Origin of the sequence: Arthrobacter sp. zg-Y895 (assembly GCF_020731025.1) — a bacterium.
Taxonomy (GTDB): domain Bacteria; phylum Actinomycetota; class Actinomycetes; order Actinomycetales; family Micrococcaceae; genus Arthrobacter_B.
The window spans coordinates 67,656-90,158 of the sequence record NZ_JAJFZY010000013.1 but is presented as its reverse complement, the minus strand read 5'-3'; the positions used below and the strand labels follow the sequence as shown (position 1 = coordinate 90,158).

The window sequence follows — 22,503 nt, the reverse complement described above, 5'->3', positions numbered from 1 at the left end:
CCCCCGGACACAGCGTCCCACCCGGTGGTGCTGCTGTGGCGGATGCGACCCCAGGAGTACTCACCCGCCTCAGACCGTGGGACCCTCTGCGGGAGCCGGGCCCGGGTTGGAAGCTCGAAGTCCTATGCCGTAGGCACGTTCTGACTGGCCAGGCAGGACAGGAGCCGTTCCGGTTCACGACAGGACACCAGCACGTCGCCCTGCCCGCATTCGATCCGAACTGACGGTCCGCCAACCAGGTAGCCTGTGGCACCCGGCAGGATCCGGAGCCCCATACCCTCCGCCAGCCCGGTGACCGGTCCTACTGAAGCCCGAGTGATGTCCCGATACGGAATCTCGGTGGCGAATACCACCGCCACCCGGATCTGCACACTTTCCAGGCCTACCCGGATCGGTACCGGCAGACGCGCGCCGGTGACCCCGGATAAGGCGGGCGCCCGGGGTCACCGGGGTCGGTGCAGGCGCCCGGCCAAGGCGGCCACCCGGGACAGGGGTCCGCGCAGGCGCCCGGATAAGGCGGGCACCCCCGGGTCATCACCGGGGTCGGTGCAGGCGCCCGGATCAGGAGGGCCCCCGGAGGACGGCCCTGTGCAGGTGCCCGGATAAGGCGGCTTTAATATCCCGGCGAGCTCTGCGAGCGAGGGATTTCGTTGCCGCCGTTCCGGGCACCGGAGCAGGCCCGCGCCGGACCCGGAACCCGGGAACACACGGAAACAAGGAAACCTAGTTGAACAGGCTGACCGGCTTCACGATGTCCGCGTAGATCAGCAGCGCGCCCATTCCCATCAGCAGCACCGCCACGGCGTACGTCAGCGGAAGCAGCTTCGCCATATCGAAGGGCCCCGGGTCCGGACGGCGGAACAGCTTCGCCATGCGGCGCCGCAGTCCCTCCCACAGCGCCCCGGCAACGTGGCCGCCGTCCAGAGGCAGCAGCGGAATGAGGTTGAAGACGAACAGCGCCAGGTTCACGCTGGCAACGAGTCCAATGAGTGTTGCCACCCGATCCGTTAGCGGAATGGCTTCCTCCGCGGAAATCTCCCCGGCAATGCGGCCTACGCCCACCACGCTCATGGGTCCGTTCGGGTCCCGCGGTTCGGAGGAGAACGCTGCCTGGGCAACGTCCACCAGGCGCTGGGGAAGGTTGACCACAACACCGGCAATGTTGACCAGGTTGTCCCCCACCGCAGGCAGCACAGCGGTCGCCGGCTGGTTCACCAGTTCCTGCTCTGCGCCGACTCCGATGAAGCCCACTTCCTCCGTGAGGTAGTTGCCGGCGTCGTCGGTTTTGGCGGCGCCGTCGTCGCCCACCACCGGGCGTTCGGTGAGCAGCGGCGTGATGCTCGTCTGGGCTTCGACACCGTCTCGCTCATAGGTCAGCGGAACCGTGCGTCCGGCAGCCTCGCGGATCCAGCCCGTCAGCTCTTCCCAGGACGTAACGTCCCGGCTGTCGAACTTCGTGATGGTGTCCCCGGGAAGCAGGCCGGCCTCATGGGCGGGGGCAGCAGGATCGGCTTCCGTGCAGTCGGTCTGGCCGGTGGCCGCCTGCTGCTCGGCAGTGATCACGCACTTATTGACTTCCGCCAGCGTGGTGGTGGTCTGCGCGGTACCGAAGCCCATCAGCAGGACCGCAAAAAGCACGACGCCGATCAGCAGGTTCATGAACGGCCCGCCGAGCATGATGATGATCCGCTTGTACACGGGAAGCTTATAGAAGACCCGGTTCTCGTCGCCCTCGACCAGGCGGTCGGTCTCGGCCTGCCGCGCTTCGGTGGCGAGCTGCTGGAACATGCCGGTGCTCGAACGCCGCACCTCGCCGTCGTGCTCCTTGTTGGGCGGGAACATGCCGACCATGGAAACGTAGCCGCCCAGGGGCAGTGCCTTGACACCGTATTCGGTTTCGCCGCGGGTCCGGGAGAAGACCGTGGGCCCGAACCCGATCATGTACTGGGTGACCCGCACCTTGAAGGCCTTGGCCGGCAGGAGGTGGCCTACCTCGTGCAGGGCGATGGAGGCAGCAATGCCGACCGCCACGAACAGCACGCCAAGGATGAAAAGCAGAATGGTCAACGGGCTTCCTTCAGTTCAACTGCGGCTCTTGTCATCTTCCACAACGCTTCCGCGCAGCGGCACGTGCCCACTCCTCCGCCGCCAGCAGCGACTGAAGGGTGAGCGGCCCCGAGTCCGGGGCTTCCTCAAGTACGGCGGCGATCGTATCAACGATGTCTGTGAAACCGATCAACCCGTCATGGAACGCGTCCACGGCTTCCTCGTTGGCGGCGTTGTAGACGGCCATGCGCGTGCCCCCGGCAGCGGCCGCCTGCTTGGCCAGCGCGACGGCGGGGAAGGCTTCCTCGTCCAGGGGTTCGAAGGTCCATTCGGTGGCCCGGGTCCAGTCGCAGGGCTGTGCGGCGCCGGGCACCCGGTGCGGCCAGCCCATGCCCAGGGCGATCGGCAGCCGCATGTCCGGCGGTGAGACCTGGGCAATGGTGGAGCCGTCCACGAACTGCACCATGGAATGCACCATGGACTGCGGATGGACGACGACGTCGATCCGGTCCAGCGGGATGTCGAACAGCAGGTGCGCCTCGATGACTTCCAGGGCCTTGTTGACCATGCTGGCCGAGTTGGTGGTGATCACCCGGCCCATGTTCCAGGTCGGGTGCGCCAGTGCCTGTTCCGGCGTGACGTCCGCCAGTTCGGAGCGCTTGCGCCCGCGGAACGGACCGCCCGAGGCCGTCACCACCAGCCGGTCCACTTCGCCGTGGGTGCCCGAGCGGAGGGCCTGGGCGAGTGCCGAATGCTCGGAGTCCACCGGAACCAGCTGCCCGGGAGCAGCGGCACGCTTGACCAGTTCTCCGCCCACGATCAGGGATTCCTTGTTTGCCAGGGCCAGCAGGTGCCCCGCAGCCAGGGCGGCCAGCGTGGGTTCCAGTCCGATCGACCCGGTGATGCCGTTGAGCACGACGTCGGCTTCGGTCCAGGCGGCGATTGCGGTGGCCGCGGACTTTCCGACAAACAGTTCAGGTGTATATCCGGTGAGGCCGGCAGCGGCTGCGGCGTCCGAAATATGCCGGTGCAGGGTGGGCAGGTCGACGGCGGCGCAGCCTACCGCCTCCGCCCGGGTGTGCACGGCCTGCCGGGCCAGGAGCTCCAGGTTGGACCCGCCGGCTGCCAGTGCCACAATGCGGAACCGCTCCGGTGCGCCGTCGGCCACGTCGATGGCCTGCGTTCCGATCGACCCGGTGGAGCCGAGCAGAACTATCCGCCGGGGAAGATGGTCCGAACCGGGCCGGCGGGAACGGACGTAGTCGTGGTCGGAGGACATCGAGTCGGAAGGCTGCATGCCTCCAGTATCCCGCAGCCCGGCGACCTTCGGCATCGTCGCGCGTCGGGGAAGCGGGAAGCGGGAAGCCGGAGGAAACGGGAAGCCGGAACTAGCGGGCCGGCTGCAGTGCCTGCACGGCGTCGGGAACAGGCGTGGTCCCGGAGACCAGGCCCAGCGCCTGGTGGACGCCGTTGCCGGTCCTGAGCAGCTCGGCAAGGACGGCGGCGACGTCGGCGCGAGGGATGGACTCCCGGTCCACCTCGGGGGCGAGTTCCACCAGGCCGATGGGTGCGTCGTTGGTCAGGATGCCCGGCCGGACAATTGTCCAGTCCAGCTGGCTGCGTGCCATCAGGTCTTCTTCGGCGGCGAGCTTGGCCACCAGATAGGCGTACATCACCTCGTCCATCGACTCCGGGCGGGCGCCGCCTCTGACGGCGTCAAGGCCGCCGGAGGAGACCTGGAGGAACCGGCCGGCTCCTGCCTGTTCGGCGGCGTCGGCCAGCAGTACGGCGGCGGCGCGGTCCACGGTGTCCTTGCGGGCCGCACCGCTTCCCGGTCCGGCGCCGGCGGCAAAGACGGCCGCATCCGCACCGGTGAGGACCTGCACAACGTCCTCCAGGGTGCTGTTCTCCAGGTCCAGCACCACCGGTGCGACGCCGTCCGCCTCCAGGTCCGTTACCTGGTCCGGGTTGCGGATCAGGCCGGCAACATCGTGTCCGTCAGCCGCCATGAGGCGTCCCAGTTCGCGTGCGATTTTTCCGTGGGCTCCCGCTATGACTATGCGCATGATGAAAGAGTAGCGGCCGTCACGGCGGGATTCAGCCCTGCGCGCGGCGCAGCGTCTGCTCGGCCTGCTTCAGCAGCGGACCGTCGATCATCTGGCCGCGGAAGTTAAACACTCCCCCGTGGTTCCTGGCCTCGGCCAGCACCTGCTCGGCGTAGGTGACGTCCGCGGGGTCCGGTGCGTAAGCGGCGCGCACGGCAGCGACCTGGCCGGGATGGATGCAGGCCTTGGCTGCGAACCCCGAAGCGACGGCGTCGCGCGCTTCGACTTCCAGCCCCTCGGTATCCGGGATGTTGCCGTAGATCGAGTCGATGGCCCCCTTGCCAAAGGCGCCGGCTGCGAGCAGCACCGTGGAGCGGGCCTGCACGGCGACGCTGCGGTAGGTGCCGTCCTGGTGGCGGCTGGATTCCCCGCCGAGCGAAGCCAGCAGGTCCTCGGCGCCCCACATCAGGGCAGCCACGTTCTCCGTAGCGGCTATCTCCGCGGCCCGGACCACGCCCAGCGCCGTTTCCAGCAAGGCGACGACGGTGAAACCGGCGAGCGCCCGGGCGACGGCGGGTCCGTCCTCCGTCTTGGCCAGCATCACGGTGCGGTAGGGGGTCTGGTACAGGGCGGCGAGGTCTCTCTCGAAGTCCTCCGTCCCGAGGGGATTGACCCGGACAATGGTGCGTTCGGGGTCCAGCTCCGCGGCGATGATGTTCTTCCGGGCCGCTTCCTTGTCCCGGGGAGCGACGGCGTCCTCGAGGTCCAGGATGACGGCGTCCGACCGCTCGGCAGCCTTGCCGAATCGTTCGGGCCGGTCCCCCGGGCAGAAAAGCAGGGCTGGTCCCATGGGGAAGGTGGTCATCGCTGTACTCCTAGGTCTTTCCTGTTGTGCTTGCCGATCCAACCTATCGCGTGCCGGCGCCTGCCTCATGTGCGGCGTAGCCCTCCTCCGTCCACATCAGGGCGGTCCGGGTGCACCGCCCGACAATGTCCCCGTTTTGGTTCCTGCCGGTGTGGGTCAGCGTGACGATCCCCTGCCCGGGACGGGAAGAGGAGAGCCGTTTGTCCGCGACTTCGGTTTCGGTATACAGGGTGTCGCCGTGGAAGAGCGGGTGCGGGAAGCTGACCTCCCCCAGCCCCAGCTGCGCCACCAGGGTGCCCTGCGTCAGTTGCCCCACCGACTGGCCCACCATCGTGGCCAGGGTGAACATGGAGTTCACCAGCCGCTGCCCAAACGGAGAGGCCCCGCTGTAGGCGGCATCCAGGTGCAGGCCCTGGGTGTTCATGGTCAGGGTGGTGAACAGGACGTTGTCCGCCTCGGTGACGGTGCGGCCGGGCCGGTGGCGGTAAACCGCTCCCGGCTCGAACTCCTCGAACCAGAGGCCGCGCTGCTCAATGACCCGAGGGGCCATCGCGACCTCCTCGGTGCCGGCGTCGGGCTCCTCATACGTCAAGGGAAACCTCCAACGGTGCATCCGTGCCCGCAACTACTTCCTCGACGCTGACGCCGGGAGCGGTCTCGCGCAGCACAAGCCCCTCCGGCCCAACCTCGATCACGGCCAGGTCGGTGACGATCAGGTCCACGCATCCCTTTCCGGTCAGCGGCAGGGAGCATTCGCGCACGATCTTGGGCCGGCCCGCCCGGTCCAGGTGCTCCATCATGACGATCACGCGCTTGGCGCCGAACACCAGGTCCATTGCCCCGCCCATGCCCTTGACCATCTTTCCGGGCACCATCCAGTTGGCCAGGTCGCCGTTCGCTGCCACTTCCATGGCACCCAGTACCGCGACGTCCACATGACCGCCGCGCACCATGCCGAAGGAGGCACCGGAATCAAAGAAGGACGCACCGCTGTTCACGGTGACGGTTTCCTTTCCGGCATTGATCAGGTCCGGGTCCAGCTGGTCTTCCGTGGGGTACGGCCCGACGCCGAGGATTCCGTTCTCGGAGTGCAGCACCACTTCCACGCCTTCGGGGATGTAGTTCGGAATCAGCGTGGGCATGCCGATGCCGAGGTTCACGTATTCGCCGTCGTGCAGCTCACGGGCTACCCGGGCGGCCAGTTCCTGCCGGCTCAGTGCCATCTCAGGACTCCTTGCTTCCGTTGGTGCTGCCTGCGCCGGCCGTAACCGTCCGCTTCTCTATGCGTTTCTCCGCGTCGGGTGCCAGGACCACCCGCTGGACAAAGATCCCGGGGACGTGGACGTGTTCGGGGTCCAGCTCCCCGGGCTCCACCAGCTCTTCGACCTCGGCGATGGTGATGCGCCCGGCCATGGCGCAGAGCGGGTTGAAGTTCATGGCCGTGGCATGGAAGACCAGGTTTCCGTGCCGGTCTCCCTTCGCTGCATGGACCAGGGCGAAGTCGGGGGTCAGTGATTCCTCCAGCACATAGTCCGCGCCGTGAAAGCTGCGGACCTCCTTCGGGTCGGAGGCCAGCACCACGGACCCCTCGGCGTCGTACTTCTGCGGCAGGCCGCCCTCGGACACCTGCGTGCCTACCCCGGCCGGGGTGTAGAAGGCCGGAATGCCGGCGCCGCCGGCGCGCAGCTTCTCGGCGAGCGTGCCCTGCGGGGTCAACACCACTTCCAATTCGCCGGAGAGGAACTGGCGGGCAAATTCCTTGTTCTCCCCGACATAGGAGCTGACGGTACGCCGGATCCGGTGGTCGGCAAGCAACCGGCCGAGCCCCCAGTCATCCACGCCGCAGTTGTTGCTGACGGTCTCCAGGTCCGTAGTGCCTGCGGCATGCAGGGCATCGATCAACGCCACCGGAATACCGCAGAGGCCGAAGCCGCCCACGGCCAGGGAAGCGCCGTCCGGAATATCGGCGACGGCCTCGGCCGCACCGGGGTACACCTTGTTGATCATGGCAGTGTCCGTTCGTTCTCAGTTGGCAAAGTCACCGTCGGTTGTCACAGGCCCATACTGCGGGCAATCAGCATCAACTGCACCTCAGTAGTACCCTCACCGATTTCAAGGATCTTGGAATCTCGGTAATGCCGGGCCACCGGGAACTCGTTGATGAAACCGTAGCCGCCGAAGATCTGGGTGGCGTCGCGGGCGTTGTCCATGGCGGCTTCGCCGGCCACCATCTTGGCGATCGCGGCCTGCGTCTTGAAGGGACGTCCGGCGAGCATGCGGGCGGCGGCGTCGTAGTAGGCCAGGCGGGCCGTGTGCGCCCGGGCCTGCATGCGCGCGATCTTGAAGGAGATCGACTGGTAGGTGCCGATCGCCGCGCCGAACGCCTCTCGCTCCTTGGCATACCGCAGGGATTCATCCACGCACCCCTGCGCGGCACCGGTGGCCAGCGCCGCGATGGCGATGCGGCCCTCGTCCAGGATCTGCAGGAAGTTCGCAAAGCCCCGCCCCCGGGCACCCAGCAGGTTCGCCTCCGGCACCCGGACGTCGGTGAGGGTCAGCGGATGCGTGTCCGAGGCATTCCAGCCCACCTTGTTGTACGGCTTTTCGGCCGTGAAGCCGGGCGTTTCGGTCGGCACGAGGATGGTGGAGATGAGCTTCCGGACGGAACCGTCCGGCTCAGTGACGGTGTCCGTCACGGCCGTGACGGTCACCAGGCGCGTGATGTCGGTGCCGGAGTTGGTGATGAACTCCTTGCTGCCGTTGATGATCCATTGCCCGTCCTCGAGCCGGGCGGTGGTCTTGGTGCCGCCGGCGTCGGAGCCTGCCTCGCGTTCGGTGAGGCCGAATCCTGCGAGCGCTTCGCCGCTGGCGAGCAGGGGCAGCCATTTCTGCTTCTGCTCCTCGTTGCCGAACCGGTAGACGGGCATGGCGCCGAGCGAGACCCCGGCTTCCAGTGTGATGGCCACGGACTGGTCCACCCGGGCGATCTGTTCCAGCGCCAGGGCCAGGGCGAAGTAGTCTCCGCCCATGCCGCCGTATTCCTCCGGGAAGGGCAGCCCGAACAGTCCCATCTCCCCCATCTGGGCGATGACCTTGTAGGGGAAGCTGTGCTCCGCGTCGTGCTGGGCGGACACGGGGGCGATGACTTCGTCAGCGAAGTCGCGCACCGTGTCGGAGAGGTCCTGGTATTCCTCGCTGAGTTCAAAGTCGGGCATGGTCTGCTCCTTGTTCGTTGTGCGGGTCTGTTGCGGCGTCGGTGCGGGAATCCGTTTCCGTTTCCGTTTCCGGCGTGAGGGTGGCCAGGACCTGGTCGGCCTTCACCAGGTCTCCGGGCTTCAGGCTGAGGGAGACGATGCCGGCCATGGGTGCCCGCAGCTGGTGTTCCATCTTCATGGCTTCGACGCTGAGCAGCGCCGCCCCGGCGGGTACCCGGTCACCGTCCGCCACGGCGACCGCGACGACGGTGCCCGGCATCGGCGAGCGCACCACCGGGTCCGCTTCGCCGGCAACGCGTCCGGCTGCCGCCAGGTGCCGGTCCAGCTGCTCGCGCCGGCTGCGCAGGCGCAACCGGACCGTGAACAGTTCGCCGGCCGTTCCTCCGGCGAGCCAGAACGCCCCGGTTTCCGGTTCGGCGGCGACAGTGAAGCTGTGCAGGACCCCGTCCAGGGAAACGCTCACGCGTCCCCCGTCCCGGGTCCCGCTGCCGGCCAGCAGGGAGGCGGTGTGCGTTATCCCGCCGATCCGCACCGCTGCGTCCCGAGCGGTGCCGGTAACGACCACTTCGACGTCGTTGCCGCCGGGTGCCGGGGCGGCAAAGACCAGGTGCAGGGGCGTTCCGCCGGCGTTGCCGTTCCCGCCGCCCGCACCGCTTCCGGCGATCCGCCAGCCGTCCGCCCGCCGCCAGGGAGAACCCGACGCCGTGTCCGCCAGCTCCTGCACGTACATCAGGGCGGCTGCGGCGAGTTCGGGGACCTGCGGCGACCGGAACTTCAGTCCGGGCAGGCGCCGCTCGATCAGGGTGGTGTCCAGCCGCCCGGCGCGGACATCGGGATCGGCCAGCAGCAGGCGGAGGTATTCCACGTTGGTGCCGATGCCCAGCACTGCGGTACCCGCGAGCGCCGTGTCCAGGCGGGCCAGTGCGGCGGCACGGTCAGGCCCCCAGGCGATGACCTTGGCCAGCATCGGGTCATAGCTGGAGGAAACGGCCAGTCCGGGCAGCAGGGAGGAATCCACCCGGACGCCGTCGCCGGCGGGTTCGCGCAGCCACTGCACGGAGCCCGACGTCGGCAGGAAGTCCCGCTCCGGGTCCTCCGCGTAGATCCGGGCTTCCACCGCATGCCCCGTGAGGGTGACATCCTCCTGTTTGAGGGACAGCGGATGCCCGGCGGCAATCCGGATCTGCTCGGCCACCAGGTCCACGCCGGTGACCATTTCGGTCACTGGATGTTCCACCTGCAGGCGGGTGTTCATTTCCATAAAGAAGAACTCGTCCGGAGCGGCGTCGGAAACCAGGAACTCCACGGTTCCCGCGCCGGTGTAATCCACGGAGCGGGCGGCATTGCACGCCGCCTCGCCGATGCGTTCCCGGGTGGCCGCGTCCAGCAGCACGGAGGGTGCTTCCTCGATGACTTTCTGGTGCCGCCGCTGCAGCGAGCATTCCCGCTCCCCCAGGTGGACGACGTTCCCGTGCGTGTCCGCGAGGATCTGCACCTCGATGTGCCGGGGTGAGGAGACCAGCCGTTCCAGGAACAGGGTGTCGTCGCCGAAGGCCGACGCGGCCACCCGCCGGGCCGTCTGCAGTGCCGCCGGCAGGTCGCCGGGATTCTGCACGGCCTGCATGCCTTTGCCGCCGCCGCCGGCGGAGGGCTTGATCAGGATGGGATAGCCGACGTCGGCTGCGGCCGCCAGCAGGCGGGCGTCGTCCAGGCCTGGTTCGGCGATCCCGGGAACCACCGGTACGCCGTGTGCCTGCACATGGTTCTTGGCGCGGATCTTGTCCCCCATCAGATCGAGGGACCGGACCGGCGGGCCGATGAAGGTGATTCCGGCGTCAGCCAGGGCGGAGGCGAAGTCCGCGTTTTCGCTCAGGAACCCGTAGCCGGGATGCACGGCCTGTGCCCCGGTGCTGCGGCAGGCGGCGAGCACTGCGTCCACGGAGAGGTAGCTCTGCCGGGCCGGTGCCGGGCCGAGCCGGACCGCGAGGTCGGCTTCGCGCACATGGCGGGCACCGGCGTCGTCGTCGCTGTAGACGGCCACCGACCGGATCCCCAGCGTCCTCAGGGTGCGGATTACACGGCAGGCGATTTCGCCGCGGTTGGCAACCAGGACGGTCTCGAAAAGCGGTGCGGCGTTATAGGGCTGCGGGGTCATAGTCGCTCACATCCGGAACAGGCCGAAGGAGGTCTCCGGCAGGGGTGCGTTGGCGCAGACGTCCAGGGCCAGGCCCAGGACGGTGCGGGTGTCGAGTGGGTCGATGATGCCGTCGTCCCACAGCCGTGCCGTGGAGTAATACGGGCTGCCCTGGGTTTCGTAGGTTTCGCGGATCGGGGCCTTGAAGGCTTCCTCGTCCTCCGCCGGCCATTCCTCGCCGCGGCCCTCGAGCTGGTCCCGCTTGACGGTGGCCAGCACCGACGATGCCTGGGCTCCGCCCATGACGGAAATCCGGGCGGCCGGCCACATCCACATAAAGCGCGGCGAGTACGCCCGTCCGCACATGGAGTAGTTGCCGGCTCCGAAGGAACCGCCCACCACCACCGTCAGTTTGGGAACGCGGCAGGTGGCCACCGCGGTGACCATTTTGGCGCCGTTCTTGGCGATTCCGCCTGCTTCGTAATCCCGGCCGACCATGAACCCGGAAATGTTCTGCAGGAACACCAGGGGGATGCCGCGCTGGTCGCACAACTCAATGAAGTGGGCACCCTTGAGTGCGGATTCGCTGAACAGCACGCCGTTGTTGGCAACGATGCCGATCCGGTGGCCGTGCAGCCGGGCGAACCCGGTGACCAGGGTGGTGCCGTACTCCTTCTTGAATTCGTGGAACTCGCTGGCGTCCACCAGGCGGGCGATCAGTTCGCGTACGTCATAGGGGGTCTGCAGATCGGTGGGAACGGTGCCGTAGATTTCGGCCGGGTCCTCGGCGGGCGGCCGGGACTCCGCAATGTCCCCTACCGGTTCCTGCTGCGGGAAGGTCTCCACGATGCTGCGCACTATCTCCAGGGCGTGGGCGTCGTTTTCGGCCAGATGGTCGGTGACGCCGCTGATGCGGGAGTGCACGTCTCCGCCGCCCAGTTCCTCCGCGGTGACGATCTCACCGATGGCTGCCTTCACCAGCGGCGGGCCGCCCAGGAAGATGGTCCCCTGGTTGCGCACAATCACGGTTTCGTCGCTCATTGCCGGCACATAGGCGCCGCCGGCGGTGCAGGAGCCCAGGACGGCGGCGATCTGCGGGATTTTCCGCGCGGACATCTGCGCCTGGTTGAAGAAAATCCTGCCGAAATGCTCCCGGTCGGGAAAAACCTCGTCCTGCCGGGGAAGGAAAGCTCCGCCGGAGTCCACCAGGTAAATGCACGGCAGCCGGTTTTCCAAAGCGATTTCCTGTGCCCGCAGATGCTTTTTGACCGTCATCGGGTAGTACGTTCCGCCCTTGACCGTGGCGTCATTGGACAGGATCATCACCTGCCGGCCCTGCACCAGGCCGATGCCGGCGATCAGTCCCGCACCGGGGCACTCGCCGTCGTACATGTCCGCAGCGGCCAGCGGCGCCACTTCAAGGAAGGGGCTGCCCTCGTCCAGGAGACGGATGACCCGCTTGCGGGGCAGCAGCTTTCCGCGTGCCGTGTGCCGCTCGCGGGAACGCTGCGGTCCGCCGGCGGCGGCGTCCGCCAGCCGTCCGCGCAGCTCCTGTACCAGCGCCTGCTGCGCCGCGGCATTTGCGGCAAACGCGGCCGAAGCCGTATCCAACCCGGATTTCAGTGTCTCCATTGACGTCTTTCTGCAACAGTGGCGAGGGAAAACCCTGCACTAAGCTGAGTTAATAACCCCTAACCCAAGTCAGGTTATTGGTTATTAACTCACCTGTCCACCACAATAGGAATAAATGCGCAGTCCAATCAGAAGGGGTGGGAATGGACGTAGCAAAAGACGAAGCAACAGCAGAGGCCCGAATGACCGGGCGCAGCCAGGCAAAGGCCTCCCGTCGGGCAGTAATGCTCGACGCCGCCGCATCCCTGTTTGCCGAACGCGGCTACAACGGTGTCTCCATTGAGGAGCTCGGTGCCGCCGCAGGGGTCAGCGGACCGGCGGTCTACCGGCATTTCAGCGGCAAACCCGCGGTGCTCTCCGCCCTGTTGATCGGTGTCAGCGAGGACCTGCTGGAGGGCGGGAAGGCGGTGGTCGCCGAATCTTCGACCCCGGAAATCGCCCTGCGCGGCCTGGTGGAATTCCAGGTTGATTTCGCGCTGCGCCAGGCGGACGTGATCCGGGTCCAGGACCGGGATCTGGGCAGCCTGCCGGAAGGCGACGAACGGCGGGTACGCTCCCTGCAGCGCCAGTACGTCGAGGTCTGGGTGGACGCGCTTTCCGCGCTGCACCCCGGCTCCGACCTGCCGTTGCTGCGGCACCGGGCCCAAGGTGTCTTCGGCCTGATCAATTCCACCTCCCATACCGTCCGCGGCCGGATCAGCGCCCGCGAGACGGCAAGGCTTCGTACGCTGCTCGATAGAATGGCGTGGGCGGCCTTGAACGTCCAATAGCTGTCAGGCCTGCCGGCGTTCCCGGCAGGCAGAACTCCACCCCCCGAGCAGAAAGACCTGCCGTGATTGAGCTTCGTGCCGTAGTTCCCGCCGACCTGGAGGAGTTTTTCTCCCACCAGCTGGACCCGAGTGCCAACCATATGGCCGCGTTCAGCGCCAAGAACCCGGCGGACCGCGGCGTCTTTGACCACCATTGGCAGAGCATCCTGAACGATCCGACCGTCACCGTGCGCACCATTGTGGCCGACGGCGAAGTGGTAGGCAGCATCCTCGCCTACCGTGACGGTGACATTCCCGAGATCAGCTACTGGATTGACAAGGCGCACTGGGGGCAGGGCATCACCACCGCGGCGGTGGGGTTGTTCCTGGAGGAATTCGCCGAACGCCCGATCCGGGCACGTGCCGTTGCGGACAACGTCAGTTCCATCCGCATCTTGGAGAAATACGGCTTCACCGTTATCGGTGAAACGCAGGGCTTCGCCAATGCCCGCGGCGCCGTGGTCAAGGAACTCGAGCTCGAACTGGCCTAGCTCCCGCGCTTTTCCTGCCACGCCGGACCGGGAAGCGCGTGATTTCAGGGCACCGGGCCCGGATTCCCTTCGGTTTGTCGGAATCCCTACGGTTTGTGGCAATCCCTACGCCGCGCTGCGCAGGGATCCGGACAATCCGGAGGGATCTGGACAAAACGCAGGAACGGCGGGGCAGCGTCCGCCCCGGGCACCGCCACAGGGCGGGTCCGACGTAGGCGCCGGGATAAGGCGGCTTTAATATCCCGGCGAGCTCTGCGAGCAAGGGATTTCGTTGCCGCCTTTCCGGGCACCGAAGCGGACACCGAAGCTGTCTCCGTCCCCGTCGCCGGCCCGGGCTGCAGCAGGGTAAAGGGCCGCCTGCGGATTTCTCCGCAGGCGGCCCTTGATGCGTCTAAGCCCCTTTCTGCTCCTAAGCCATGGCCAGTGCCAGTGCGGGCTCGGCCAGAACGGCTCCCACTTCGCTCAGGAACCCTGCCCCCTGCTCGCCGTCGACGAGCCGGTGGTCAAAGGAGAGGCTCAGGGTCATTACCGAGCGCAGGGCAATGGCTCCGTTGTACTCCCACGGCTGCCGGCGGACTGCCCCCAGCGCCAGGATGGCTGCCTCTCCCGGATTCAGGATGGGCGTTCCGGTGTCGACGCCGAACACCCCCACGTTGGAGATGGAGATGGTCCCGCCCGCCAGGTCCGCGGGCTGCGTCCTGCCCTCCCGTGCGGTCTGCGCCAGGGACGTCACCGCAGCAGCCAGGCCATGCAGGCTCAGTGTCTGGGCATCCTTGATGTTGGGAACCATCAGCCCGCGCGGCGTGGCCGCGGCAATGCCGAGGTTCACGTAGTTGTAGCGGATGATTTCCCGTGCGGACTCATCCCACCGCGAATTCAGCGACGGGAAACGCTTCAGCCCCAGACAAACCGCCTTGGCCGCCAGCGTCAGCGGAGACAGCTTCAAGCCGTTGAAGGCCGGCTGCTGCCGGAGCCGTTCCAGCAGCTCCATGGTGGGAGTGACATCCACCGTGAGGAACACCGTGGCATGGGGAGCAGTGAAGGCGCTGGCCACCATGGCGGCAGCAGTATGCTTCCGCATGCCGGAGATGGCGATCCGTTCCTCCCGCCCCTCCGGCGCCGGCGGGGCAGGCACGGCAGCGGCGGAGTTCATTGCGGATGTTGGCGCCGTTTCGGCGGCGGGTGAAGCAGCACGGACGACGTCGGTACGCACCACGAGCCCGCCCGGGCCGGAGCCGTGTACCTGGGTGAGGTCCACTCCCATATCCCGGGCCAGCTTGCGGACCGGCGGGGTGGATCGCGGACGCTCCTGCACGGGGGCAGGCACGGGTGCAGCCGCAGCCGCAGCAGGGGCAGCCTCAGCCGCAGGCACCGCGGCAGGCACGGGTCCCGGGGCAGGAGCCGGGCCGCGGCGTCGTCGGGCGGGGCGACCGGTGGCATCCGGCACCGCACCGTACCCCACCAGGTTCGGCTCCCGCTTGGCCTGCACCGGCTCGCCGGCCGCTTCTGCCTCGGCACCCGCAGGCACCGCTACCTCGAATGAAACGATCGGGGATCCGACCTCGACCACCGTTCCGGCCTGTTCGTGCAGGCGGGCCACTGTCCCGGCGTAGGGGGACGGCAGCTCCACCACCGCCTTGGCTGTCTCAACATCGGCAATCACCTGGTTCAGCTGGACGATATCCCCCACGCTGACGTGCCAGTTCAGGATCTCGGACTCGGTGAGCCCCTCCCCCAGATCCGGGAGGCGGAATTCGCGCAGCATCAGCTCGCCGCCGATCCGGAAACGACGCCGGCCAGGGAACTGGGCCGGTCCATGGCACAGTCCACTCCGTCGAGGATGCGGTCGAGGTCCGGCAGGTGGTGGGACTCGAGCCGGGAGGGCGGATACGGGATGTCAAAGCCTGTAACCCGCACCGGAGCATGCTCGAGGTACTCGAAGCAGCGCTCGGTGATGCTGGCCGCGATCTCCGCGCCCAGGCCGCCGGACTGGGCTGCCTCGTGCGTGATCACCAGCCGCCCGGTCTTGCGCACGGAGGCCTCCACGGTGGCGAAGTCGACGGGTGCGAGCGAGCGCAGGTCGATGACCTCCACCGAGACGCCTTCGTCCGAGGCCGCCACTGCGGCGTCGCGGGCGGTGGGGACAAGTGGGCCGTAGGCGACCAGTGTTACGTCGCTGCCCTCGTTCAGCACCCGGGCGGAGCCCATGGGCAGCTGCGGTGCCGCTGCTTCGTCCACCTCCCCCTTCACGTGGTAGCGCCGCTTCGGTTCGAAGTAGAGCACCGGATCGTCGGAAGCGATGGCCTGCTGGATCATTGTGTACGCGTCCTGCGGGTTGGACACGCTGATGACGCGCAGCCCCGAAGTATGGGTGAAATAGGCCTCGGGTGATTCGGAATGGTGTTCGGGTGATCCGATGCCGCCGCCGAAGGGAACCCGGATGGTCAGCGGCAGTTTCACTGCTCCGCGGGTCCGGTAGTGCATCTTGGCCACCTGGGAAACAATCTGGTCGAACGCCGGGTAGATGAAGCCGTCGAACTGGATCTCCACTACGGGGCGGTAGCCGCGGAACGCCAGCCCCACTGCTGTGCCCATGATCCCGGACTCGGCGAGCGGGGTGTCCACGACGCGCAGCGGACCGAAGTCCTTCTGGAGTCCGTCTGTGATCCGGAAGACGCCGCCGAGCTTGCCGACGTCCTCACCCATAATCAGGACGCGGGGATCCTGTTCCATTGCCCGGCGCAGGCCGGCATTGATCGCCCGCCCGAAGGTCATGCTGGTCATTACCGGTTCTCCTCGCCAGCGAAACCGCTGAGATAACGCGAGTACTGCTCCTGCTGGCGGTCCAGCCAGGAGTGGGGCTCGGAATAGACATGGGCAAAAACTTCTGCGGGCACCGGGTCCGGCATACCGAGGCACGCGGCGCGCAGCTCGGCAGCTACGTCGTCGGCCCGGCGGCCGGCTTCGGCGGCGAACTCTTCGGTGAACAGTCCCATGGAAGCCAGCAGCGCCTGCAGCCGGGACAGCGGATCCTTTCGCCGCCACCGTTCCAGTTCGGCGGAGTCCCGGTAGCGCGTGGGATCGTCGGCCGTGGTGTGCGGACCCATCCGGTAGGTGACCGCTTCAATGAAGGTCGGCCCGTTGCCGGAGCGGGCCCGGTCCAGCGCCTCCCGGGTTGCGGCCATAACCGCAAGGACATCGTTGCCGTCCACCCGGATGGACGGGATGCCGAAGCCCGGGGCGCGGTTGGCGATGGGTACCTGTGCCTGCAGCGTGACCGGTTCGGAGATGGCCCATTGGTTGTTTGAGCAGAAGAAAACGACCGGGGAGTTGAAGCTCGAGGCGAAGACCATCGCCTCGTGGACGTCTCCCTGGCTGGTGGCGCCGTCGCCGAAGTAGCTGATCACCGCGTCATCGGTACCGTCGCGGGTGATTCCCATGGCGTAGCCGGCGGCGTGCAGGGCCTGGGCGCCGATGATGACCTGGGTGGGCGCCATGTTCACTTCATGCGGGTCCCAGCCGGCGCCGGCGTTGCCGCGCCAGACCCGCATCAGGTCACCCACTTCCACACCGCGGCAGTATGCCACGCCGTTCTCCCGGTAGCTGGGGAAAACGAAGTCGGAGGAGCGCAGGGACCGTACGGAGCCGATTTGTGCGGCTTCCTGGCCGAGCAGCGGAGGCCACAGCCCCAGCTCGCCCTGCCGCTGCAGGGCCGTGGCTTCGGTATCGATCCGGCGGATGACCGCCATGTCGATGTAGAGCTCCTGCAGCCGGGCGCCGTCGATATCCTCGACCCAGCGGTCATACAGGGGGTCCGGGGTACGGACGCCGTCGGGGGTGACGAGCTGTACGTAAGGGTCGGTGGGTGAGCTGCCGGAGTTTTCCGGGTGCCGCACCGGGGTATGCAGGGACACTTGGATACGCATCCTTCCGTGTTTGGGCCTCTGGGGTGGCGGGGCCAAACCGACCCCGGGCTCCATTGCCCGGGTACATGTGACCCTACCCACACCCAGCACCCGGCACAACCATTCCCGCAAAGACCGAGCATCCTGCCCTGTAAACGGCCAAAACGCCGTGCTAGCGTTGCGCACTATGCAGCCCCTCGACACCACCGACCTACGTCTCCTCCTTGCCCTGGCGGAGGATTCAACACGTACGGCCGTGGCCCTGGCGGCAGTCCTCGGCCTCTCCCGCAATACCGTCCAGGCCCGGCTGGCCGGACTGGAACGCAAAGGGGCGTTCCTGCCGTTTGAACGCCGGATCAGCACTGCCGCGCTCGGCTACCCCCTGATGGCGTTTGTGCATGTCCATGTCCACCAGCCGAGCCTGGCGCGGATCACCGAAGACCTGGCCGGACTGCCCGAGGTTGTCGAAGCCCACGGCCTCACCGGAGACGCCGACATCCTGCTGCGCGTCGTAGCTGCAGACGCCGAAGACCTGTTCCGCATCAACAAGCAGATCCTCGCCGTTGAAGGCGTCCAGCGCTGCGACACCAACCTGGCCATGGGTGAACTCATCCCCCTGCGCGCCGCTCCCCTGCTGCGCCGCGGGGCAGGACTGCCGCAGCCGCCGTCGTCGAGCCCCGAACGGCGGGAGCAGGCACCGGCCACGGCAAAGGCAGGCCCCGCCTGAGCGGAACCTGCCTTTGCTGAGGCTGTTGCCCCCTAGTGGTCGACGGCCTTCTCGGCGCCGACGCCGGTCAGTGACCGGACTTCCATCTCCGCCTGCTTGATGGCGGATTCGGTGTTCTTGTCCAGCACGGTACCCAGCCAGCCCAGGAAGAAGGCCAGCGGGATGGACACGATGCCCGGGTTATTCAGCGGGAACCAGGCAAAGTCCGCGCCGACGATCATTGAGGTTTCCGCACCGGAGACAACCGGCGAGAAGGCAATGAGCACAATCGCGGAGCCGAGGCCGCCGTACATGCTCCACAGTGCGCCCTGGGTGGAGAACTTCCGCCAGTAGAGCGAGTAGACAATCGTGGGCAGGTTGGCACTGGCCGCCACCGCGAAGGCGAGGGCCACCAGGAAGGCCACGTTCTGGCCCTGGGCGCCGATGCCGCCGAGGATCGAGATGATGCCGATCACCACTACCGTGGTGCGGGCTACCTTGACCTCGCCGTCTGCATCCACCTGTCCCTTGCGGATGACGTTGGCGTAGATGTCATGCGCGAAGGAGGCCGCTGCCGTGATGGTCAGGCCGGCCACCACTGCCAGGATGGTGGCGAAGGCGACGGCGGAAATCAGTCCCAGTAGCACCGGACCACCCAGCGCAAAGGCCAGCAGCGGTGCAGCCGAGTTCACTCCGCCGGGAGCTTCCTTGATGGCGTCCGAGCCGATCAGGGCCGCGGCGCCGTAGCCCAGGACCAGGGTGAACAGGTAGAAGATGCCGATCAGCCAGATGGCCCATACAACGGACCGCCGGGCTTCCTTGGCGGTGGGAACCGTGTAGAAGCGCATCAGCACGTGCGGCAGGGCGGCGGTACCTAGTACCAGTGCCAGGCCGAGGGAGACGAAGTCCAGCTTGGAGGTGTCCGACTTGCCGTACTGCAGTCCCGGATCCAGGATGGCCGGGTTGCCGGTGGTTTCGACGGCGGCACCCAGCAGTTCGGAGAGGTTGAAGCCGTGCAGGGCCAGGACCCAGACGGTCATAACGGCCGCGCCGACAATCAGCAGGAAGGCCTTGATGATCTGCACCCAGGTGGTGCCCTTCATGCCGCCGACCAGTACGTAGATGATCATCAGGGCGCCGACGACTGTGATGACCACGGACTGTCCGACCTTGCTGTCAATACCCATAAGCAGGGAGACCAGTCCGCCTGCACCGGCCATCTGGGCCAGCAGGTAGAAGAAGCAGACCGCCAGCGTGGTGATGGCTGCGGCAATGCGCACCGGCCGCTGCTTGAGGCGGAAGGAGAGCACATCGGCCATGGTGAACTTGCCGGTGTTGCGCAGCATTTCAGCGACCAGGAGCAGGGCGACGAGCCAGGCGACGAGGAAGCCGATGGAGTACAGGAAGCCGTCATAGCCGTTCACGGCGATGGCCCCGACAATGCCGAGGAACGACGCCGCCGAGAGGTAGTCACCGGCAATGGCGGTGCCGTTCTGCGGTCCGGTGAAGGACCGGCCGGCGGCGTAGTAGTCGGCCGCGGTCTTGTTGTTGCGGCTGGCGCGCAGCACCACCACCAGGGTGACGGCCACGAAGACACCGAAGATGACCATGTTCAGCAGGCCGGTGTCCTTGATGGACTCGGCCGTCACTTCGGTGGCGGCGGAAATGTGCAGGCTGTTCACTTGGTCTCCTCCGGGCGGCTCACTCCGTGGGCCTCAAGGTCACGGCGGAGGTCCGCCGCAATGGGGTCCATCTTGCGGTTGGCGTAGCTGACGTACCACATGGTGATGCCGAATGTGCTGACGAACTGCAGCAGGCCGAGGATCAGGCCCATGTTGATGTTCCCGATCACCGGGGTGGACATAAATTCGTGGGCGTAGTCGGCCAGCAGGACGTACGCGAAGTACCAGACCAGGAAAACCACGGCCATGGGGAAAATAAAGCTGCGCTGGCGCTTGCGCAGTTCCTGGAACTCAGGCGAGCTCTGGACGTCCCGGAAGTCCACCTGTTCCGGGTGCGCAGCGTGTGAAACCGGCTGCTCTTCAGCCATTGTTCCTCCTCTAGTGGGGCCCGCCGCGCGGCATCCACCTGTGGAGGTCAGGACACGACGCTGTGCAAGCTGTGACGCTGATCACTTTCCTACAGTCCCGGGGCGGTGTCGATCCGCCGCCCCGCGGCGTCGGTGAACGGTTGGTTCCGTGCGGTGAACGGCGGTGAACAGCGACGAACAGCGCTGAACGGCGTTCGACGGCGCTCTACGCGGCGTCGAACGGCCGAGACGTCCGCCGGGCCGTTAGGGTTGGTCCATGCTCAGTCCCGCCGTCGATATTGCCCTGGTCTGCGCCGTTGCCGTCCTGACCGTCGCCGTCGTGGGCGCACTCGGCTTCCGGCTCAGCCGATCGCAGCGGGACCTGGGGTCCGACGCCGAGCAGGCCACCTACTCAACCCTCCACACGGCGTCGCTCGCCTCGGCGCATCTGCGGGCCGGCCTGACGCCGGCCGGCGCCCGCAAGGCCAGCCGGCACCTGCGCGACCTGCTGGACTGCGACACCCTGGTGATCACCGATGCATCCGCCGTGCTGGCGTGGGACGGTGCGGTCAGTGACACTCCGTTCCGCCGCCAACGGCTGTTGTCGGCAGCGGCACTGGTGCTCGAATCCGGCCGGACACGCGTCTTCCGCGGCGCCGCACTGCGCGCCCTGGGCCTGGAGGACTGCGGCGAGCTGCTGGTCTCCCCGTTGCCGGTCAACGGCCAGACCCTCGGCACCGTCGCCGTGTTCGCCCCGACCGTCCGCGCCGGCCTGGTCCGGGCGGCCAACGAGGTGGCGGCCTGGCTTGCCACGCAGGTGGAGCTGGCGGAGCTGGATGCCTCCCGTGCGCAGCTGATGGAGGCCGAGGTCCGGGCACTGCGGGCACAGATCAGCCCGCACTTCATCTACAACTCGCTGAACGCGATCGCGTCCTATATCAATACGGACCCGGCCCGCGCCCGGGAGCTGGTGGTCGAGTTCGCGGATTTCACCCGCTATTCCTTCCGCCGGCACGGCAACTTCACCACCATCGCCCAGGAACTGGAATCCGTGGACCGGTATCTCCTGCTGGAACGGGCACGCTTCGGCGAGCGGCTCAAAGTGGCCCTGCAGATCGCCCCCGAGGTGCTGGGTACGGTCATTCCGTTCCTGTCCCTGCAGCCGCTGGTGGAAAATTCCGTCCGCCACGGCCTGGAGACCAAGGACGGGCAGGGCCGGATCAGCATTGCCGCCGTCGACGCCGGAGCGGACGCCGTCATCACCATCGAGGACAACGGGGTGGGCATGGACCCCGAGTACCTCCGCTCCGTCCTGGCCGGCCACGCCGACGGGGACCACGTGGGCCTGCGCAACGTGGATGTGCGGCTGCGGCAGGTCTACGGCGAAAAGCACGGGCTCGTCATTGACACGGCACCCGGGGCCGGCACCCTGATCACCATGCGGGTACCCAAGTCGCAGCCGGAGAACCGGCCTACGAACGCGTAATCTGTTCTCCATGCGCAAACCTCTCCGGCCACTCACCGTTGTAGTGGCCGACGACGAAGCCCCCGCCGTCGAGGAGCTCGCCTACCTCCTGGGCCTGGACGCCCGGATCGGCACGGTCCACCGGGCTGCCAGCGGCGCCCAGGCGCTGCACGAAATCGAGACCCGCAACATCGATGCCGTCTTCCTCGACATCCACATGCCGGCCCTCTCCGGCCTGGACATCGCTAAGGCGCTGGGCCGGCGCGAGCGTCCGCCCGCCGTCGTCTTCGTGACCGCGGATGAGGACCAGGCACTGCGGGCCTTTGATCTTGCCGCCCTCGACTACCTGCTGAAACCCGTCCGGCCGGAGCGGCTCTCCGAGTCGGTCCGCCGGATCTGCGAGCTCGCGGCCGACGCCGAGCCGGAGGACGCCGACGTCGTCACCGTGGTCCAGGGCGCGACGACGAGGATCATCCCCCGCGGCGACATCCGCTACGTCCAGGCGCAGGGCGACTATGCCCGGCTGCACACCGCGGACGCCAGCTACCTGATCCGGGTTCCGCTGGCGGATCTGGAGGAGCAGTGGGCCGGTGCCGGGTTCGTGCGCATCCACCGGTCCTTCCTGGTGGCCCGGACCCACATCCGCCAGGTGCGGCTGACCGGAGGGCGGGCAAGCGTGCGGCTGGGCGAGGTGGACCTTCCCGTCAGCCGGCGGCACCTGCCCGCCGTGCGCAACACACTCGCCGCCGGCCGCGTCCGGCCCACGCAGTGAACGGGGAATCCACTCCCGCCGCCGAACCTGGTTCCCGGCGCGTCCGGGTGACCGCACCGGGCACGGGCGCAGCCCCGTTCCCGGTGTCCCGGGAGCTGGACGAGCAGTCCGAGGTGGGCGAGCTGATCATCGGTTCCCTGATCCGCAGCCAGCTCCGGCTGGCACTGGTGGTGGGCGGCGGCTTCCTGCTGATCCTGCTCAGCGTTCCGGTCCTGCTGGCTTTCCTGCCCGTAATTGCCGAGCTGTCCGTTTTCGGTGTCCCTGCTCCGTGGATCCTGCTCGGCGTCGGCGTTTATCCGCTGGTCATCGGCTGCGGGCTGCTCTACGTGCTCAGTGCCCAGCGGAACGAAAACCGGTACCGCGACCTGGTGGACGGACGGTAGCCCGTG

Annotated in this window: 21 protein-coding genes; 6 read left to right on the top strand and 15 right to left on the bottom strand. The window is 67.4% G+C overall.

Annotated elements, in window-relative coordinates; translation table 11 throughout:
* Positions 1-723 precede the first annotated feature (723 nt).
* The 10 genes from LJ760_RS16750 to LJ760_RS16705 all read right to left on the bottom strand — a co-directional run bounded on the left by LJ760_RS16750 (position 724) and on the right by LJ760_RS16705 (position 11,937).
* Complete coding sequence (locus LJ760_RS16750; protein ID WP_227924456.1) at positions 724-2,067, bottom strand: M50 family metallopeptidase; 1,344 nt, start codon at positions 2,065-2,067, stop codon at positions 724-726.
* A gap of 31 nt (positions 2,068-2,098) precedes the next feature.
* The gene (dxr, locus tag LJ760_RS16745; RefSeq protein ID WP_227924470.1) at positions 2,099-3,325 is read right to left on the bottom strand and encodes a 1-deoxy-D-xylulose-5-phosphate reductoisomerase; all 1,227 of its coding nucleotides are present in this window, start codon (positions 3,323-3,325) and stop codon (positions 2,099-2,101) included.
* Positions 3,326-3,434: 109 nt separating this feature from the next.
* Positions 3,435-4,112 (bottom strand): NAD(P)-binding oxidoreductase, encoded by a 678-nt coding sequence (locus tag LJ760_RS16740; protein WP_227924455.1) that lies wholly within the window; start codon positions 4,110-4,112, stop codon positions 3,435-3,437.
* A gap of 31 nt (positions 4,113-4,143) precedes the next feature.
* Positions 4,144-4,956, bottom strand: coding sequence for an HpcH/HpaI aldolase/citrate lyase family protein (locus LJ760_RS16735; protein WP_227924454.1), 813 nt, complete (start codon positions 4,954-4,956; stop codon positions 4,144-4,146).
* A gap of 43 nt (positions 4,957-4,999) precedes the next feature.
* Positions 5,000-5,506: a MaoC family dehydratase gene (locus LJ760_RS16730; RefSeq protein ID WP_227924469.1), complete on the bottom strand. Its 507-nt coding sequence runs from the start codon at positions 5,504-5,506 to the stop codon at positions 5,000-5,002.
* 31 nt (positions 5,507-5,537) lie between these two features.
* A complete protein-coding gene (locus LJ760_RS16725; protein ID WP_227924453.1) occupies positions 5,538-6,179 on the bottom strand; it encodes a CoA transferase subunit B in 642 nt (213 codons plus the stop codon).
* A 1-nt stretch (position 6,180) separates the two neighbouring features.
* Entirely contained in the window at positions 6,181-6,963 is a 783-nt protein-coding gene (locus LJ760_RS16720; protein WP_227924452.1) for a CoA transferase subunit A, read from the bottom strand.
* A 44-nt stretch (positions 6,964-7,007) separates the two neighbouring features.
* Positions 7,008-8,171 carry an acyl-CoA dehydrogenase family protein gene (locus LJ760_RS16715; protein WP_227924451.1) on the bottom strand — a complete coding sequence of 388 codons (1,164 nt, stop codon included), beginning with the start codon at positions 8,169-8,171 and terminating at the stop codon, positions 7,008-7,010.
* Positions 8,158-10,326, bottom strand: coding sequence for an acetyl/propionyl/methylcrotonyl-CoA carboxylase subunit alpha (locus LJ760_RS16710; protein WP_227924450.1), 2,169 nt, complete (start codon positions 10,324-10,326; stop codon positions 8,158-8,160). The genes LJ760_RS16715 and LJ760_RS16710 overlap by 14 nt, the downstream gene beginning before the upstream one ends.
* A gap of 6 nt (positions 10,327-10,332) precedes the next feature.
* A complete protein-coding gene (locus LJ760_RS16705) occupies positions 10,333-11,937 on the bottom strand; it encodes a carboxyl transferase domain-containing protein (protein WP_227924449.1) in 1,605 nt (534 codons plus the stop codon).
* Between the two features lie 143 nt (positions 11,938-12,080).
* On the opposite strand from LJ760_RS16705, the gene LJ760_RS16700 reads away from it, so the two are divergent.
* Both LJ760_RS16700 and LJ760_RS16695 read left to right on the top strand, forming a co-directional pair.
* Entirely contained in the window at positions 12,081-12,707 is a 627-nt protein-coding gene (locus LJ760_RS16700; RefSeq protein WP_227924448.1) for a TetR/AcrR family transcriptional regulator, read from the top strand.
* A 62-nt stretch (positions 12,708-12,769) separates the two neighbouring features.
* On the top strand, positions 12,770-13,237 hold the full coding sequence (locus tag LJ760_RS16695; RefSeq protein ID WP_227924447.1) for a GNAT family N-acetyltransferase: 468 nt from the start codon (positions 12,770-12,772) through the stop codon (positions 13,235-13,237).
* A gap of 409 nt (positions 13,238-13,646) precedes the next feature.
* Here the strand turns inward: LJ760_RS16695 and LJ760_RS16690 are convergent, their stop codons facing one another.
* From LJ760_RS16690 to pdhA, 3 genes are read right to left on the bottom strand one after another with little or no spacing between them, the layout of a single operon-like run.
* A complete protein-coding gene (locus LJ760_RS16690; protein ID WP_227924446.1) occupies positions 13,647-15,002 on the bottom strand; it encodes a dihydrolipoamide acetyltransferase family protein in 1,356 nt (451 codons plus the stop codon).
* Complete coding sequence (locus LJ760_RS16685) at positions 15,002-16,021, bottom strand: alpha-ketoacid dehydrogenase subunit beta (RefSeq protein WP_227924445.1); 1,020 nt, start codon at positions 16,019-16,021, stop codon at positions 15,002-15,004. The genes LJ760_RS16690 and LJ760_RS16685 overlap by 1 nt, the downstream gene beginning before the upstream one ends.
* Positions 16,021-17,163 (bottom strand): pyruvate dehydrogenase (acetyl-transferring) E1 component subunit alpha, encoded by a 1,143-nt coding sequence (gene pdhA / locus LJ760_RS16680; RefSeq protein ID WP_374200075.1) that lies wholly within the window; start codon positions 17,161-17,163, stop codon positions 16,021-16,023. The genes LJ760_RS16685 and pdhA overlap by 1 nt, the downstream gene beginning before the upstream one ends.
* 166 nt (positions 17,164-17,329) lie before the next feature.
* Between pdhA and LJ760_RS16675 the strand changes: the two genes are divergently transcribed.
* Positions 17,330-17,869 (top strand): Lrp/AsnC family transcriptional regulator, encoded by a 540-nt coding sequence (locus tag LJ760_RS16675; RefSeq protein WP_227924444.1) that lies wholly within the window; start codon positions 17,330-17,332, stop codon positions 17,867-17,869.
* 32 nt (positions 17,870-17,901) lie between these two features.
* Here the strand turns inward: LJ760_RS16675 and LJ760_RS16670 are convergent, their stop codons facing one another.
* Together LJ760_RS16670 and LJ760_RS16665 are read right to left on the bottom strand one after the other, a co-directional pair.
* Positions 17,902-19,458, bottom strand: coding sequence for a solute symporter family protein (locus LJ760_RS16670; RefSeq protein WP_227924467.1), 1,557 nt, complete (start codon positions 19,456-19,458; stop codon positions 17,902-17,904).
* A gap of 68 nt (positions 19,459-19,526) precedes the next feature.
* The gene (locus tag LJ760_RS16665) at positions 19,527-19,898 is read right to left on the bottom strand and encodes a DUF485 domain-containing protein (protein ID WP_227924443.1); all 372 of its coding nucleotides are present in this window, start codon (positions 19,896-19,898) and stop codon (positions 19,527-19,529) included.
* Between the two features lie 256 nt (positions 19,899-20,154).
* Between LJ760_RS16665 and LJ760_RS16660 the strand changes: the two genes are divergently transcribed.
* From LJ760_RS16660 to LJ760_RS16650, 3 genes are read left to right on the top strand one after another with little or no spacing between them, the layout of a single operon-like run.
* On the top strand, positions 20,155-21,363 hold the full coding sequence (locus tag LJ760_RS16660; RefSeq protein ID WP_227924442.1) for a sensor histidine kinase: 1,209 nt from the start codon (positions 20,155-20,157) through the stop codon (positions 21,361-21,363).
* Positions 21,364-21,373: 10 nt separating this feature from the next.
* Complete coding sequence (locus LJ760_RS16655; RefSeq protein WP_227924441.1) at positions 21,374-22,114, top strand: LytR/AlgR family response regulator transcription factor; 741 nt, start codon at positions 21,374-21,376, stop codon at positions 22,112-22,114.
* Positions 22,111-22,497 (top strand): hypothetical protein, encoded by a 387-nt coding sequence (locus LJ760_RS16650; RefSeq protein WP_227924440.1) that lies wholly within the window; start codon positions 22,111-22,113, stop codon positions 22,495-22,497. The genes LJ760_RS16655 and LJ760_RS16650 overlap by 4 nt, the downstream gene beginning before the upstream one ends.
* The last annotated feature ends 6 nt before the right edge of the window (positions 22,498-22,503 follow it).